The following is a 16421-nucleotide window of genomic DNA, read 5'->3' on the forward strand; positions in this document are numbered from 1 at the left end:
AAACCACACCACCACCACGGAAGTAGCAGCATGACCGGCACACACCCACCACAACACCACCACCCACAAAGAGCAGCACCATTACATGGCAGGGAAACAACCAAGCACACAAACCAACACACAAACAAAAGTACATTGGCACACTATCGAGTTCTCACACAACATCAGCACACTAACTCACCCGAAACCACACAGAATCGAACTCACTAGCAGCGAAGATTGACCTTAAAACACACCATGACACAAAGTCAAAACCATGTTTATTGGCTCTACAATCATTTTGCTTGTCTGCGGTAGTTTTCCTGACCACCATCTCACCAGACCCTTCAAGGTCTTAGCGGGGCGTTGTCGGTCTCGCTGACTCACATAAATCTACACACCCACCCACACAACAACAAATCACCAGGTCAAGTGTGTTAAATATTCAGCGATAGAACTAAGAAATGGTTTGCTCTTATTCTCAAACTTAGCAAGAAAGTTGAGTGCTTCTTGTGCATTTGGGTTTTCGACAAAGTTAAACAGGTTGAGCTCAAGGATTCCTCGCCTTTCGGCAGATGCCTGTTCCGTGTGCAATAGGACTGAAATGGGATCCAGGTGTACTTTTCGCTGAAGTCTCCATGTTCATCACGGCGGCATGGCCACCAACTATTGGCGATGGAAATGAACTGGTCGCCATTTGCTTCAAGGAGATTAAATAGTCTAAAAACTGGTTTTGTAGGCATTTCGAAAGCAATGTTTGTTCGACCTCAGGCCGCGCCGGCGGGAAAGGTCAGAAAGCTGGTCGTGTCTTCGCAAGTCTGTCCTGCGGTCACAACATAAATGTAAGAACATTCGATACCGAATGGACCCAAGGTGGAACGCTTCACAGGCTTATCTCGTCACCGGTCGCTGGGAAACGAAACACAGCTTGAGTATAGAAAAGCGGTAGCCGCCGAACGTCGGAGCTCGTAGGATCGCCTAGTCCAAAGTATTGAATCCAATAATTCGAGCTAGAACGTTTCGAGTTCCGAGCAACAAGCCGGGGTTTAGCCTCTGAGACCCGTTTCGGAAACACTAGTTACCGAAATTGAAGTCGCGTGCCTCTAGTGATCCACAGGTAGACCTGATTGGCCATACTAAGAACCAATGACGAAATAGTATTGTCACTCCTTCACCTGCGGCAGCTCAGATTTTGGATCCGGCCATAAATCATTTCAAGGTCCCCACGCACCAGCAAAGCCGTTACACAGCTATAATCATGAATCCTCGTGAAACCCTGAAGTAGTTTGGTTCAGCATTGATTGCAAATACCCTCAGCTTCGCTCACAAAGAGATGCAAAATTTCAGTAGAACAATGAGCGCTCGAAAGAGCGCAAAATCACAGGGATCGATCAGGAAAGCTAAATTGCGAATCCACGAATTACTTGCCTCGTCCTGCAAACCTGTCGACGGGCGCGCCGAGCACATCTCTCCGCCTGGATCATTGGTCAGGAGCTAGCCATCAGGGTGCTGGGATTGGTAAGGATGTCCTGCTGATCACCGACGGGCGTTTCTCGGGTGGATCCACCGGCCTATGCATCGGCCACGTCGCACCCGAAGCCGTCGACGGCGGCCCCATCGCCTTTATCCACGACGGAGACCCCATCAAAGTCGACATCCCCAACCGCACCATCGACATACTCATCGACGACGACACCCTCGCTGCCCGACGCACAAACTGGACACCACCCCACAACCCCCGCCTGCACGGAGTCCTTGGCAAATACGCAAAACTCGTCCACACAGCAGCACACGGCGCCGTACTCTACTAACCCACACCCACCAACCCTGTTTGTGGGCATGGGTAAAGCCCCGGGTAAAAAACCTTAATGGTTTCTTACCCGGGGCTTTACACATATGTAGTTATCTATTCTGTTTAAAGGTCGGCGGTAACTTACTCTCCCACATCCTCCCGGATGCAGTACCATCAGCGCGGGCGGGCTTAGCTTCCGGGTTCGGAATGGGACCGGGCGTTTCCCCGCCGCCATCAACCACCGACACACCCTTGGGGTGTACCAGCACTGTCACTAGGCGACTAGCAGACACATGAAGATACATATTCACTTACACAAGACACACCCACCACCACACAATAGTGGTAGCCGTGTGTGCTGTGTCAGACACTGCACAGTGGACGCAAACACCAAACCCTTGGTGCACAAATCATTTTTTCGTTTCGCAAAACACGCTCACCCACAACCACACAGGTTGCAATTTGTTGGGTGTTTGTCGGTCTATTAGTACCAGTCACCTCCACACCTCACAGTGCTTCCAGATCCGGCCTATCAACCCCATAGTCTCTAGGGAACCTCAAAAGAAACCTCATCTCAAAACAGGCTTCCCGCTTAGATGCTTTCAGCGGTTATCCCTCCCGTACGTAGCCAACCAGCCATGCCCCAGGCGGGACAACTGGCACACCAGAGGTACGTCCGTCCCGGTCCTCTCGTACTAGGGACAGCCTTCTTCAAGTTTCAACGCGCGCGGCGGATAGAGACCGAACTGTCTCACGACGTTCTGAACCCAGCTCGCGTGCCGCTTTAATGGGCGAACAGCCCAACCCTTGGGACCTACTCCAGCCCCAGGATGCGACGAGCCGACATCGAGGTGCCAAACCATCCCGTCGATATGGACTCTTGGGGAAGATCAGCCTGTTATCCCCGGGGTACCTTTTATCCGTTGAGCGACACCACATCCACAAGTAGGTGCCGGATCACTAGTCCCGACTTTCGTCCCTGCTCGACCTGTCAGTCTCACAGTCAAGCTCCCTTGTGCACTTACACTCACCACCTGATTGCCAACCAGGCTGAGGGAACCTTTGGGCGCCTCCGTTACTCTTTAGGAGGCAACCGCCCCAGTTAAACTACCCACCAGGCACTGTCCCCAACCCAGATCATGGGCCAAGGTTCAGGTATCCACTACGGTCAGAGTGGTATTTCAACAACGACTCACACACAACTAGCGTTGAATGATCACAGTCTCCCACCTATCCTACACAAACCGCACCGAACACCAATACCAAGCTATAGTGAAGGTCCCGGGGTCTTTTCGTCCTGCCGCGCGAAACGAGCATCTTTACTCGTACTGCAATTTCACCGGGCCTGTGGTTGAGACAGCAGGGAAGTCGTTACGCCATTCGTGCAGGTCGGAACTTACCCGACAAGGAATTTCGCTACCTTAGGATGGTTATAGTTACCACCGCCGTTTACTGGGGCTTAAATTCTCCGCTTCGACCACAAGTGGCCTAACAGGTCCTCTTAACCTTCCAGCACCGGGCAGGCGTCAGTCCGTATACATCAACTTCAACGTCTTCGCACGGACCTGTGTTTTTGATAAACAGTCGCTTCCCTCTATTCTCTGCGACCCCACACAGCTCACGTCGAAAAAACGATCACCATATAGGGTCCCCCTTCTCCCGAAGTTACGGGGGCATTTTGCCGAGTTCCTTAACCACAGTTCACCCGACCGCCTTAGTATTCTCTACCTGACCACCTGTGTCGGTTTCGGGTACGGGCCATATACACACATCGCTAGAGGCTTTTCTCGACAGTACAGGATCACCAACATCACCCAAAAAGGGCTACGCATCACGCCTCACACACAATGAACCCCGCATTTCACAAAGGTTCGTGCCACACGCTTACACCACAATCCAATAAATGGCTCGGCTACCTCACTGCGTCACCCCATCACTGAACTACTACAGATCAGGCCCCACGCACACACAACAACACATGATCCGAAGATCAATCAGTCACAGTGCACGGGTGGTTAGTATCACTGCCTCGCCCTTGGTCGCACATATACGGGTACGGGAATATCAACCCGTTAACCATCGACTACGCCTGTCGGCCTCGCCTTAGGACCCGACTCACCCTGGGAAGACGAACTTGACCCAGGAACCCTTAGTCATTCGGCGGATAAGATTCTCACTTATCACTCGTTACTCATGCCTGCATTCTCACTCGCACACAGTCCACAGCCCCTTACAGTACTGCTTCACCCCATGCACGACGCTCCCCTACCCAACAAACAAAAGTTCATTGCCGCGGCTTCGGCGGTGTACTTGAGCCCCACTACATTGTCGGCGCAGAATCACTCGACCAGTGAGCTATTACGCACTCTTTCAAGGATGGCTGCTTCTAAGCCAACCTCCTGGCTGTCTTCGCGACCCCACATCCTTTTCCACTTAGTACACCCTTAGGGGCCTTAACCGGCGATCTGGGCTGTTTCCCTCTCGACTATGAAGCTTATCCCCCACAGTCTCACTGCCATGCACCACTTAACCGGCATTCGGAGTTTGGCTGACATTGCTAAGATAATAGTCCCGCTCAACCAACCAGTAGCTCTACCTCCGGCAAGCTAACACAACGCTGCACCTAAATGCATTTCGGGGAGAACCAGCTATCACGGAGTTTGATTGGCCTTTCACCCCTACCCACAACTCATCCCCTCAGTTTTCAACCTAAGTGGGTTCGCGCCTCCACAACCTCTTACAGCTGCTTCACACTGGCCATGGGTAGATCACCCCGCTTCGGGTCCAGGACATGCCACTCAAACACACTATTAGTATTCGCTTTCGCTACGACTACCCCACACGGGTTAACCTCGCGACATGCCGCTGACTCGCAGGCTCATTCTTCAAAAGGCACGCCATCAACCACACGAGGGTCTCTGACGGATTGTAGACACACGGTTTCAGGAACTATTTCACTCCCCTCCCGGGGTACTTTTCACCATTCCCTCACGGTACTATCCGCTATCGGTCACACTAAGTATTTAGGCTTACCGGGTGGTCCCGGCAGATTCACAGCAGATTCCACGAGCCCACTGCTACTCGGGAAAACAACAACACATATGATTACGCCTTCATGTACGGGGCTCTCACCCACTCCGGCAGGCCATCCCAGACCACTTCCACTAACACAACCACACACGCACCAAGTCAACAGCCCTGGTAAGTCGCATCCCACAACACCGCACACGCAACCCCTGTCAGGTATCACACGCACACGGTTTAGCCTCATCCACGTTCGCTCGCCGCTACTAGCAGAATCATTAAATTTATTTTCTCTTCCTACGGGTACTGAGATGTTTCACTTCCCCGCGTCACCCCCACACAGACTATGAATTCATCTGCAGGTCGCACCACATAACTAGTACGGGGTTTCCCCATTCGGACATCCTCGGATCAACGCTTAGTTGGCAACTCCCCGAGGCATAACGCAGCCTCACACGTCCTTCATCGGCTTAGCATGCCAAGGCATCCACCATGCGCCCTTAAAAAACACACAACCACACACCCACCCACGAGTAGGCAAGCATGTGGGGCAAACACATTAACTCAACAAAAAACACACACAAAAAAGAATAAAGATGCTCGCGTCCACTATACAGTTCTCACACAACACACCACCACCAACAACACCACAACCAGAACACCCGGCCACAGCGCTATCACGCAGTGATCTTAAAAAGGAAACAACAATGTTGCCCCAGACACCCAACAGTGCACCAACATACTCAAGTCCCACAACAACCCCCCACAAGGAAATCATCGCCGTGTATTGAGAATTCATGTCCCCAGCCATCCCCATCACACACCACTGAGGTATGCGGGTATGTCTCCACCCGGAAATTTAGAAAAAAAACAGCAGTAGAACATCCGCCTACTCAACTATTGTTACCCCACAACTGCGAGGCCAAAAAATATAACTCCTTAGAAAGGAGGTGATCCAGCCGCACCTTCCGGTACGGCTACCTTGTTACGACTTCGTCCCAATCGCCGATCCCACCTTCGACAGCTCCCCCCCACTAAAGGATAGGCCACTGGCTTCGGGTGTTACCAACTTTCATGACGTGACGGGCGGTGTGTACAAGGCCCGGGAACGTATTCACCGCAGCATTGCTGATCTGCGATTACTAGCGACTCCGACTTCATGGGGTCGAGTTGCAGACCCCAATCCGAACTAAGGCCGGCTTTAAGCGATTAGCACCACCTCACGATGTAGCAACGCGCTGTACCGACCATTGTAGCATGTGTGAAGCCCTGGACATAAGGGGCATGATGATTTGACGTCATCCCCACCTTCCTCCGAGTTAACCCCGGCAGTCTCTCATGAGTCCCCACCATCACGTGCTGGCAACATAAGACAAGGGTTGCGCTCGTTGCGGGACTTAACCCAACATCTCACGACACGAGCTGACGACAACCATGCACCACCTGTACACCAACCACAAGGGAAACCGTATCTCTACGGCGATCTGGTGTATGTCAAGCCCAGGTAAGGTTCTTCGCGTTGCATCGAATTAATCCACATGCTCCGCCGCTTGTGCGGGCCCCCGTCAATTCCTTTGAGTTTTAGCCTTGCGGCCGTACTCCCCAGGCGGGGCGCTTAATGCGTTAGCTACGGCACAGGAAACGTGGAAGTCCCCTACACCTAGCGCCCACCGTTTACAGCATGGACTACCAGGGTATCTAATCCTGTTCGCTACCCATGCTTTCGCTCCTCAGCGTCAGTAACTGCCCAGAGACCTGCCTTCGCCATCGGTGTTCCTCCTGATATCTGCGCATTCCACCGCTACACCAGGAATTCCAGTCTCCCCTACAGCACTCAAGTTATGCCCGTATCGCCTGCACCCCCGGAGTTAAGCCCCGGACTTCCACAGACGACGCGACAAACCACCTACGAGCTCTTTACGCCCAGTAATTCCGGACAACGCTCGCACCCTACGTATTACCGCGGCTGCTGGCACGTAGTTAGCCGGTGCTTCTTCTACAGGTACCGTCACTTACGCTTCGTCCCTATCGAAAGGAGTTTACAACCCGAAGGCCGTCATCCCCCACGCGGCGTCGCTGCATCAGGCTTCCGCCCATTGTGCAATATTCCCCACTGCTGCCTCCCGTAGGAGTCTGGGCCGTATCTCAGTCCCAATGTGGCCGTACACCCTCTCAGGCCGGCTACCCGTCGACGCCTTGGTAGGCCATTACCCCACCAACAAGCTGATAGGCCGCGAGCTCATCTCATACCGCAAAAGCTTTCCACCACCATCACCAAACAGTGGTCCTATCCGGTATTAGACCCAGTTTCCCAAGCTTATCCCGAAGTACAAGGCAGATCACCCACGTGTTACTCACCCGTTCGCCACTCGAGTACCCCGCAAGCGGGGCCTTTCCGTTCGACTTGCATGTGTTAAGCACGCCGCCAGCGTTCATCCTGAGCCAGGATCAAACTCTCCACAAAAACAATTTCAGCCAAATAAATCAACCAAAAAAGCTAGAAAAATCTAGGCCGTGAAAAGCCCAAACCCAACCAAAAACAAACAATCCAGCGCAAAAACAAAAATTTTGACGCGATTGTCCAAAAAAAGAATTACAAAACAAAAAACAACCAACCCCACTCCGACGAGGAAAAAAGGGCCGATCAACGTAAACAAAAACAAAAGTTTGTTCACAAATGTCCGAATATCAATCCGCACACCCAATTATTTCGCACCGAAAATAAAACCACACCACCACCACGGAAGTAGCAGCATGACCGGCACACACCCACCACAACACCACCACCCACAAAGAGCAGCACCATTACATGGCAGGGAAACAACCAAGCACACAAACCAACACACAAACAAAAGTACATTGGCACACTATCGAGTTCTCACACAACATCAGCACCTAAAATCAGCACCACTTTCAAAGTGTTTCTGAACTTCAGGACCGGATTTCAATCTTACATTCTCGTTAACTTCAAGTCAATTCGATTGAAACTCTCTGCCGCTCGTTCCGCTTTGCAGCGTTCCTTGCGACTTGAAGAACTATATCCCGAAATTTTATTAGCAAACAAATCGCCAGGTGAAAGCATATAAATTTGAGTAGAGAGTACTTCTACAACTTCAAGGAGGGCCGAGACGAGGCCCCTTCCTGCCTTTGTTGCATTTCTTTGATCAAATCACTTTTAGTTCATGGAAATTTTACTTAACCCACACGGTTCCGCCCGACAATTAGCGTCACAGTTACGTAATTACTGATACATTCCCCGGCTTTCTGCAACTCTTTCAACCAGTTCATGTAGTTCTGCTCGCGAATAGTTCAACCTGACGGCCTCGTCGATAAGCGGTGCTATATATGTCCCTGCAAACTCCTTGCTCCGACTCTCCACGATGCGCTCTCGCGCGTCGGGAGCGACGAAGGTTCCCACCCCTCTGCGATTTTCCAAGATGCCCTCATCGCGCAATAGAGCGAGACCCTTCCTGGCGGTTGCGGGATTGATCTCATGAAAGTGCGCAAGATCGTTGGTCGATGCGACTCGATCACCGGGTGTGTATTCGCCATCGACAATTGCGTCTGCAATGAGTGTCGCAATTTGCCGAAAGAGGGGTTCTGCTTCGTTGTCCATCGATTCGCCTTCCGCACAGTTGGTTAGTTAGTAGTGTAACCAACCATGGAAGTCAGGGAACCAAAAAGGAAGAAAATTCGTTGAATACAATGGAATGCCCATAGTTTTGCCTTTCACTGTCGACTAAATCGGACATTGTCAGGCAAACTAGTGGGGTAAAGAAAATTAGTTAGAACGAAAAGATACGGAATTTAGGAGCCATGCTTGAACGCACACTGGTCTTTGTTGACACGTCTTACCTGCTCGCGAGCTTTTACAACTCGTGGGATACGGGGGCACGTTCCCAATTAGAAATTGACCTTCCCGAGGTAGTCAACACCCTCGGGGAAATGATTACCCAGCAACTTAATCAACCTATTCATCGCCAGTATTGGTACGACGGTATTCCAGATTCTGGTCCTCACCGCTACCAACGCGCATTACGTACATGTAACGGAGTCCAACTCCGCACGGGTCAACTGATCGAGTGGGGTGAACGCCGCACGCAGAAAGGCGTAGACACTCGCCTGGTTACTGACATCGTCGTCAATGCGCTTCGAGGCCAGTTCACTGACTTCGTTCTCGTCTCTGGCGATGCCGACATGATCCCGGGCGTGGAGGAAGCCACCAATGCAGGTGTTCGTGTGCACCTTTACGGCTTTGGCTGGGACTCCATGTCCTCTGCACTGCGTCACGTGTGTGACTCCACCACGATTTTGGATCCGCGCGAGGATTTCTGTGACGCCATGCAGCTTCGGGTGCTTGAGGGCCCACTCCCTCCGACGATTCGCGAGCGGCCGATCGACGATGCCGAACCTATTGAGCAATTCGACGGTATGACGGCTGTTCCCGATCCTCATGGACCAAAGTTTCCTTCAACCTCTGGCGCAGACTCACCTGATGAAGCCCCAGCCAAAGTGGAAATTGGAATCGGAGAAGCTTTTCCCGAACGCACTTCAGCTGCTCCAAAGCCGGGCGAGGAGAAAGAACCGGGCAAAGCCCCGGCCGCTGCTCCAACCCCTGCTCCTCCGGTGACCCATGAAGCGGAAGAACCAAGTGAAGTCGAGACTGAACTTGTCAATTCTCCGTTTGTTTCGCCTGCGGAAAAAGAATTCTCGTCGGAGTCCGCGAATGTGCCGGCGGAAAGCACTACTCCAGGAAATTCAAATGATTCGGGTCCGAAGCCCACTCCTAAACCATCAATGATGGCGCCCCGGAGGAAGCTTCGCTCTCGTTACCTTCCTCTTCCGGAGGAAGTATGGTCTTCTGCCGGATTCCAAACCCCATTTGATGTTGGCCAGCAATATGCCACGTGGTGGTATGAAAATGTTGCTTCCGGCGAGCAACGCGACAAGGCACATACTCTTTCGGGAGGTGGCCTACCTGCCGAAATTGATCGTCCGTTGTTGCAATTCGCCTGTGAGACTCTTCACGAGTACACGCTCAGTGAAAACCAACGCGTCAATTTGCGCGATGGATTCCACTCGGGAATTCGTGGGCTCTTGATTAACATCCACAAGGACTAGGCCCGAGAGACCCAACCGAGAGACCCAATCCAAAGGAAAGGCCCCTGAGAGTGATCACAAGAAATGATCTGCTCTCAGGGGCCTTTTGCTGCCACTAAGTCGCTATGACAGGATCTTATTTCTGCTCAGAGTTACCCTCAGACTTATCTTCTGCCAGGTAAGCCTCTGCGTCTTCAATGCCCGAAAGATGTTCCGAACCCTTGTCCGAACCCTTGTCCGAAGCAGCACCGCTACCCGCAGCATCACCCGAGCCAGCGGTGATCTGCTCCTGCGTACGCATGGAGGCGCGAATTTCGTCGAGCTTGGCGGAGGCCTTCATGTCAGTGCCTGCAGAGGTAATCTCGGACATCCGATCGTTGACGGTGTTACCCAGAAGTTCCTGCTGGCCAAGGGCATCGGCGTAGCGGCGCTCAATCTTGTCTCGAACACCGTCGAGAGTAGGAACCGAATCATCGGACTTAAACTGGCCGATGCTATCCATCGCCTCAGAGGTCTTCTGCTGCATTTCGGCTTGGTCAGCCTGTGCCATCAACTTGTCTACCTCAGCAAGCTGGCTCTTCAGGCGAGCTTCCGACTCCTTCTGCTGCTTCTGAGCCTGAGCCGCAGCTTGATCTGCCTGCTGGTACAAGTTCTTGGTGTTTTCCAGTTCTTGTTCGACGGCGACCAACTGGGAAGCGAAGATCTCTGCGGTGTTGCTGAACTGCTGAGCCTTTTCAGTATCGCCCTCAGCAGTGGCCTTATCCGCTGCCATCAACGCCGTGCGCGCCTTCTGCTGGTGTTCTTCCTGAGATTTCTGCAGACGATTCATCTGCATCTCAAGCTGCTTCTTATTACCGATGACGCTTGCCGCTTGCTCAGTGATCTGTTGGTGCTGCTTCTTTGCAGCGGCGACTGCTTGCTGGATTTGAACCTTCGGATCGGCATTCTCGTCGATCTTCTGATCAAACGAAGCCATCAAGTATTTCCAACCCTTGCTAAACGGATTTGCCACTGGAGTGCTCCTTGTTTTGTTAACGGCAACGAACTATGGATAGTCTTCACCAGTTTACGTCCGGTTTCTCCACTTCGCCGTGGCCATGTTTCGAACAAGACAACAGCGGTTCGAGATTCGCCTACAGCGCACAAAACCCACCCCGTTTTGGGGTGGGTTTCGGCGGGAACAAAGGCTAAAGAATTGTGTTCTTAGTTCTGTTCGTTCTTCGCGTTCTGCTCTGCCACCTGGCGGCGAACATCGTCCATATCCAGTGCCTTAACCTGGTCGATCAGGCTATTGAACGCAGCAGGAGGAAGTGCTCCGGCCTCGCGGTAGACCAAGATGCCGTCGCGGAATGCCATCAGCGTAGGGATCGCCTGAACCTGAAGAGCTGCAGCTAGCTGCTGGTTTGCTTCGGTATCAACCTTTGCGAAGGTGATGTCTTCGTTCTCTTCGGAGGCCTTCTTGTAAGTAGGCGCGAATTGCTTACAAGGACCACACCAGTCTGCCCAAAGGTCGACGAAAACGATTCCGTCTTGGGTGACTGTCTTTTCAAAAGTGTCTTCGGTTACATCAATAGTAGCCATGTATTCTCCCTGTTTATTCGTATCTTTTGTAAGGTTCCCTTATACGCCCCAACGATACATGGGGTCGGGATATTCCCACGGGATAATCCCGAAGAACCTCAACGCAGCTAAAGGAGTACATGCAGTGACGAAAAATTACACAGTGAAGGGCCTCGAGAGCCAAGAAGATGTGGACGCACTAGTGGCAGAAATCAGCGAGGTTCCCGGTACCCAGGGCACAGACGTCGACTTGAACTCCGGTCGCGTCTCCGTATCAGGCGAGGGTTTTGCAGACGATCAGATCCTCGATGCGATCGAATCAGCAGGGTTTTCGCTTCTCGACGATTAACCTAGCGGGGCGCGGCCAGGCTCACGTAGCCTTATGACATGTCCACAACAGAACAAAACCCCGAGCCCCTCGATCTCACTCCGCAGGCCCCGACCTGCAGCAATGGGGCCAAAGTTGAAATTATTACTGCGCGCGACGTCCCATTAGGTGGTGTGCGTGCGATGACTGTCCACCGCACACTCCCGCAGCGCCAGCGCTCCTTGATTGGGGCGTGGTGTTTCGCAGACCTCTATGGCCCTGACGATGTGTCGGTGACCGGCGGTATGGACGTTGCACCACACCCGCACACCGGCCTGCAAACTGTTTCTTGGCTCTTCGAAGGCGAAGTTACCCACCACGATTCTGGAAACAACCATGCAGTTGTACTCCCCGGTCAGGTAAATTTAATGACCGCGGGGGCAGGCATTTGTCACTCTGAAGTGTCCACTCAGTCGACCACGACTCTGCACGGCGTGCAGTTATGGACAGTTCTGCCCGATGCCGTTCGCCATGGAGAGCGCCGCTTTGACCATTACGAACCTGAACTTTTAGAACTCGACGGCGCCCAGGCTCTCGTATTTATGGGTTCACTATTCGGCGAGACTTCCCCGATCCCCACGTTTACCCCGCTCGTCGGCGCCGAAATCCGCCTCGACCCAGGTACAACACTCCCGATTGCCGTCGATTCTGCCTTTGAACACGGTTTGCTTGTCGACGAGGGCGAGGTTGATTTGGAGGGCGTCGTCGTAAAGCCTCATGAACTTGCTTATACCGGCATCGGTGAGACGGAACTGCGGGTCCGGAACAACGGTACTACCCCGGCGCGACTGATTTTTATTGGCGGCGAGCCATTCACCGAGGACGTTGTGATGTGGTGGAACTTTATTGGCCGCACGCATGACGAAGTAGAGCAATATCGCGAAGAGTGGGAAAACCATTCGGAGCGCTTCGGGGAAACACACGGGTATATCGCTCATCACGCTGACAGCTTGGATAGATTGCCGGCGCCGGCGTTCCCGAAGACTCGCCTCAAAGCTCGCGTAAATCCCGACCCAGTAGCCCGCCCAGAACAAAGGATTGATTAATCATGAGTGAAGTACGCAAGGCTGACAACCATTTCGAGATCATCGCCGATGATGGCAACGTTGCAGGTCGGATGGATTTTCTCGACCATAACGGCGAACGCATTATCTACCACACGGAAATCTCCGAGCAGTACGGCGGCCAGGGTCTGGCTGGCGCTATTGCCCGCGGTGGATTAGAGGCAACGAAGGATGAAGGCCTTTCAGTCGTGGCAGTGTGCCCATTTGTGCGTGGTTGGCTGGAGAAGCACCCCGCGGACGTTGAAGCTATGGGCGTTCAGTGGCGCAAGCCGCGCCCTGCAGATCTGCAGTGGCTAGATGATGAATTGAAGGAGCAATAGAGATGACCGAAATTCCTGCGGAAACGCAGCGCGTGCCCAACCTGGGAAAGTTCTTTCCAGAGGTGTTCAAGGGCCAGGGCCGAGTGGTCATGCAGATGCGGAAGGTCTATCCCGAGGTTGATCTCTCGGATGCCTTAGTCGAGCTAGTAAGCACTAGGGTCAGCCAGATTAATGGCTGCGCTGCATGTCTGGATACTCACGCTCCGGCTGCGCGCAAGGCTGGCGTGTCTCAAACCAAGTTGGATGTTCTTCCCGCTTGGCGCGAACTGCCCAACATCTTTGATGAGCAGGAGTACATGGCACTCGAACTGGCTGAGGAGCTGACTATTTTGCCTCGTGGCAGCCGCCACACAGATGTGGTTCGCAAGGCGTGCACCGTGTTTGCGGAAGAGCAGGTAGCGGCCCTGGAATGGGCAATTATCTTGATCAACACGTACAACCGGATCTCCATCGCCTCGGAGCACCAACCTCGCATGCCTCGTTGACATGTACCCCCCTGGGGTATAATGTGAGCGTCATTAACCCCCGAGGAAAGGACATCACCATGGCAGTAAAGAGCTACACCGTTGAAGGAATGACCTGCGGCCACTGCGAGGCAAGCGTCAAGGAAGAGATCTCCGAGATCGCTGGCGTCACCGCCGTTACCGCAGATCACAACACTGGCGCTGTTGAAGTTACTGGCGAGGACTTCACCGACGCACAGGTCGCAGAGGCAGTCGAGGAAGCTGGCTACGCAGTCAAGTAACCCCCGCCCCGCAATGATCCCGGAGGAATCCCTCCGGGTTTTTTCATCCTTGCGTTATACCCCTAGGGGGTATAACCTTGACGGTAGCAACTCGAAAGGAGCCCCGATGACATCCGCAGATGTAGACAATGTGCCGGTCAACCTCGCGCATATAGATCTCGGAGTAACAGGAATGACCTGTACTTCCTGCTCAAACCGCGTAGAACGCAAACTCAACAAGGTAGACGGCGTCGAAGCCAATGTGAACTTCTCCACGGAAACGGCAACGATCCAGTACGACCCAGAGAAGACCGATAGAGACGCACTCATCGAAGTGGTGAAGGGGGCTGGATATGACGCTTTCGCGCTGTCTGATGGGAGCTCGTCCGATGCGGCTACGGAATCGTCGATAAGCGGAAATGCCCACGACCAGATCGATGACGCCCGCGAGCGCGAAGCCGCGAACCTAAAATCGAAGCTGATTGGTTCGGCGATCTTGGCTGTGCCGATCATGTTGATCTCGATGATCCCGGCCCTGCAATTTACTTATTGGCAGTGGGCAGTGTTCGCGATGACCACGTTGGTCTATGTCAACGGTGGTGAGCCTTTCCACCGGGCGACCTTTGCCAACCTGCGTCATGGCTCGACCACTATGGATACTCTGATCACGCTGGGTACGTCCGCGGCGTATTGGTGGAGTGTGTGGGCGCTCTTCTTCGGCAATGCCGGCATGACTGGCATGAAAATGCAGATGAGTCTGCTGCCGTCGGATGCGCAGATGGACGAGATCTATTTCGAGACCGTCGCAGTGGTGATCACCTTCCTGCTGCTTGGTCGCTGGTTTGAGACTCGGGCGAAGGGCAAGTCCTCGGAGGCGCTGCGTGACCTGCTAAACATGGGCGCGAAGGACGCCGCCGTCATCCGTGACGGCAAGGAGATCCGCATCCCAGTCGGCCAGCTGCAGGCAGGCGACCACTTCATCGTTCGTCCGGGCGAGAAGATCGCTACCGACGGGCGCGTGGTCAGCGGTTCCTCAGCTGTCGACGAGTCCATGCTGACTGGTGAATCCATCCCCGTGGAAGTCACTGAAGGCTCCACCGTCACCGGCGCAACGTTGAACACTTCCGGGCGCATCATCGTTGAGGCAACTCGCGTAGGTTCGGAAACCACCTTGTCGCAGATGGCAAAGCTTGTCTCTGATGCACAAGCGGGCAAGGCTCCGGTGGAGAAGCTGGTTGACCGCATCTCCTCGGTTTTCGTTCCTACTGTGATCGTCATTTCGATCATTACCCTGCTTGTTCACTTAGGCCTTGGCCACGGCACGGCCTACGCATTCACCGCGGCAGTTGCCGTGTTGATCATCGCTTGTCCGTGCGCCCTCGGTTTGGCTACCCCAACCGCTATTTTGGTCGGTACCGGTCGCGGCGCTCAGATGGGTCTGCTGATCAAGGGCCCTGAGGTCCTTGAGTCGACCCGCCAGGTCGACACCATTGTCATGGACAAGACCGGCACCGTTACGTCCGGCGAGATGAGCGTTTCCCAGGTTGTCGCGGCAGAGGGCGCTACTAACGACGAAGTCCTAGCTCTCGGCGCAGCCGTGGAAGCAGGCTCCGAGCACCCGATCGCACAGGCCATTGTAAAGGAAGCTGAGCGTACGGCGACTATCCCTTCGGTCACTGATTTTAAGAACGAAGCCGGCCAGGGCGTCTCCGGTCTGGTTGATGGTAAGCGTGTTGTTGTGGGGCGCCCAGCGGGTTCTCTTGGCGCGCTTCAGTCCGCGTTCGACGAAGCTCAGACTGCTGGCGGCACTCCCGTTGTTGTCTCCGTGGACGGAGAAGTATTCGGTGTGATTACCGTGCGCGATACCGTCAAGGAGACCTCCGCGGAAGCCGTGGCCATGTTCAAGGAGCTTGGTCTCGAGCCTTACCTGCTCACTGGCGACAACCGCGGTGCTGCTGAGGCCGTTGCTGCCGAGGTTGGCATTCCTGCCTCGAACGTGATCGCGGAGGTCGTGCCCGAGGACAAGGTCAACGTGGTGAAGAAGCTGCAGGGTGAGGGCAAGCTGGTGGCCATGGTGGGCGACGGCGTGAACGATGCCGCAGCCCTGGCCACCGCAGATCTTGGCCTGGCCATGGGAGCCGGCACCGACGTTGCCATCGAAGCCTCCGATATCACCTTGATGAATAACGACCTGCGCTCTGCAGGCGATGCAATCCGACTGTCCCGCAAGACTCTGGGCACCATCAAGGGCAATCTGTTCTGGGCATTCGCCTACAACGTCATCCTGATCCCCGTGGCTGCCATCGGTTGGCTCAACCCAATGTTGGCGGGTATCGCCATGGCGTTCTCCTCGGTCTTTGTGGTTTCGAACTCCCTGCGCCTGCGCGGATTCAAGTCCGCACATGCATAAACCTTACTTAGGCCTTTACAGGTCCACCCCCGAATCTTGACAGCTTCGAATCAGAAACTGTTAAGGTTCGGGGTTTCTTGT

10 protein-coding genes, 3 rRNA genes and 2 pseudogenes are annotated in these 16421 nt (G+C 53.8%); 8 read left to right on the forward strand and 7 right to left on the reverse strand.

The window, feature by feature from the left end; translation table 11 throughout:
• Positions 1–1481: 1481 nt before the first annotated feature.
• Positions 1482–1790: pseudogene (locus ACXZ66_RS13105) on the forward strand (dihydroxy-acid dehydratase); the annotation flags it as partial.
• Between the two features lie 109 nt (positions 1791–1899).
• On the opposite strand, the gene rrf reads toward ACXZ66_RS13105, so the two are convergent.
• The 5 genes from rrf to ACXZ66_RS13130 all read right to left on the reverse strand — a co-directional run bounded on the left by rrf (position 1900) and on the right by ACXZ66_RS13130 (position 8411).
• Positions 1900–2017 (reverse strand): 5S ribosomal RNA (gene rrf / locus ACXZ66_RS13110).
• A 218-nt stretch (positions 2018–2235) separates the two neighbouring features.
• A 23S ribosomal RNA gene (locus tag ACXZ66_RS13115) occupies positions 2236–5309 on the reverse strand.
• A gap of 45 nt (positions 5310–5354) precedes the next feature.
• Complete coding sequence (locus tag ACXZ66_RS13120) at positions 5355–5594, reverse strand: hypothetical protein (RefSeq protein ID WP_458747730.1); 240 nt, start codon at positions 5592–5594, stop codon at positions 5355–5357.
• Between the two features lie 144 nt (positions 5595–5738).
• A 16S ribosomal RNA gene (locus ACXZ66_RS13125) occupies positions 5739–7259 on the reverse strand.
• Together the 16S, 23S and 5S rRNA genes form the textbook arrangement of a ribosomal RNA operon.
• 777 nt (positions 7260–8036) lie before the next feature.
• Entirely contained in the window at positions 8037–8411 is a 375-nt protein-coding gene (locus tag ACXZ66_RS13130) for a GntR family transcriptional regulator (protein WP_458749342.1), read from the reverse strand.
• A gap of 200 nt (positions 8412–8611) precedes the next feature.
• Here ACXZ66_RS13130 and ACXZ66_RS13135 point away from each other — a divergent pair, with 200 nt between their 5' ends.
• Positions 8612–9916, forward strand: coding sequence for an NYN domain-containing protein (locus tag ACXZ66_RS13135; protein WP_458749344.1), 1305 nt, complete (start codon positions 8612–8614; stop codon positions 9914–9916).
• Positions 9917–10031: 115 nt separating this feature from the next.
• Here the strand turns inward: ACXZ66_RS13135 and ACXZ66_RS13140 are convergent, their stop codons facing one another.
• Positions 10032–10907 (reverse strand): PspA/IM30 family protein, encoded by an 876-nt coding sequence (locus tag ACXZ66_RS13140; RefSeq protein ID WP_458749346.1) that lies wholly within the window; start codon positions 10905–10907, stop codon positions 10032–10034.
• A gap of 191 nt (positions 10908–11098) precedes the next feature.
• Positions 11099–11515 (reverse strand): annotated as a pseudogene (gene trxA / locus ACXZ66_RS13145) (thioredoxin); the annotation flags it as partial.
• An 85-nt stretch (positions 11516–11600) separates the two neighbouring features.
• Between trxA and ACXZ66_RS13150 the strand changes: the two are divergent.
• The 6 genes from ACXZ66_RS13150 (at position 11601) to ACXZ66_RS13175 (ending at position 16340) form a co-directional block, all read left to right on the forward strand.
• A complete protein-coding gene (locus ACXZ66_RS13150; protein WP_458749348.1) occupies positions 11601–11804 on the forward strand; it encodes a heavy-metal-associated domain-containing protein in 204 nt (67 codons plus the stop codon).
• Between the two features lie 38 nt (positions 11805–11842).
• Complete coding sequence (locus tag ACXZ66_RS13155; RefSeq protein ID WP_458749350.1) at positions 11843–12868, forward strand: pirin family protein; 1026 nt, start codon at positions 11843–11845, stop codon at positions 12866–12868.
• A 2-nt stretch (positions 12869–12870) separates the two neighbouring features.
• Positions 12871–13206 (forward strand): GNAT family N-acetyltransferase, encoded by a 336-nt coding sequence (locus ACXZ66_RS13160; protein WP_458749352.1) that lies wholly within the window; start codon positions 12871–12873, stop codon positions 13204–13206.
• A 2-nt stretch (positions 13207–13208) separates the two neighbouring features.
• The gene (locus ACXZ66_RS13165) at positions 13209–13691 is read left to right on the forward strand and encodes a carboxymuconolactone decarboxylase family protein (RefSeq protein WP_458749353.1); all 483 of its coding nucleotides are present in this window, start codon (positions 13209–13211) and stop codon (positions 13689–13691) included.
• Positions 13692–13750: 59 nt separating this feature from the next.
• Positions 13751–13951 carry a heavy-metal-associated domain-containing protein gene (locus tag ACXZ66_RS13170; RefSeq protein WP_458749354.1) on the forward strand — a complete coding sequence of 67 codons (201 nt, stop codon included), beginning with the start codon at positions 13751–13753 and terminating at the stop codon, positions 13949–13951.
• A 106-nt stretch (positions 13952–14057) separates the two neighbouring features.
• Positions 14058–16340, forward strand: a complete 2283-nt coding sequence (locus tag ACXZ66_RS13175) for a heavy metal translocating P-type ATPase (RefSeq protein WP_458749355.1) — start codon at positions 14058–14060, stop codon at positions 16338–16340.
• Positions 16341–16421 lie beyond the last annotated feature (81 nt).

The sequence above is a fragment of the Corynebacterium sp. S7 genome (assembly GCF_054401105.1).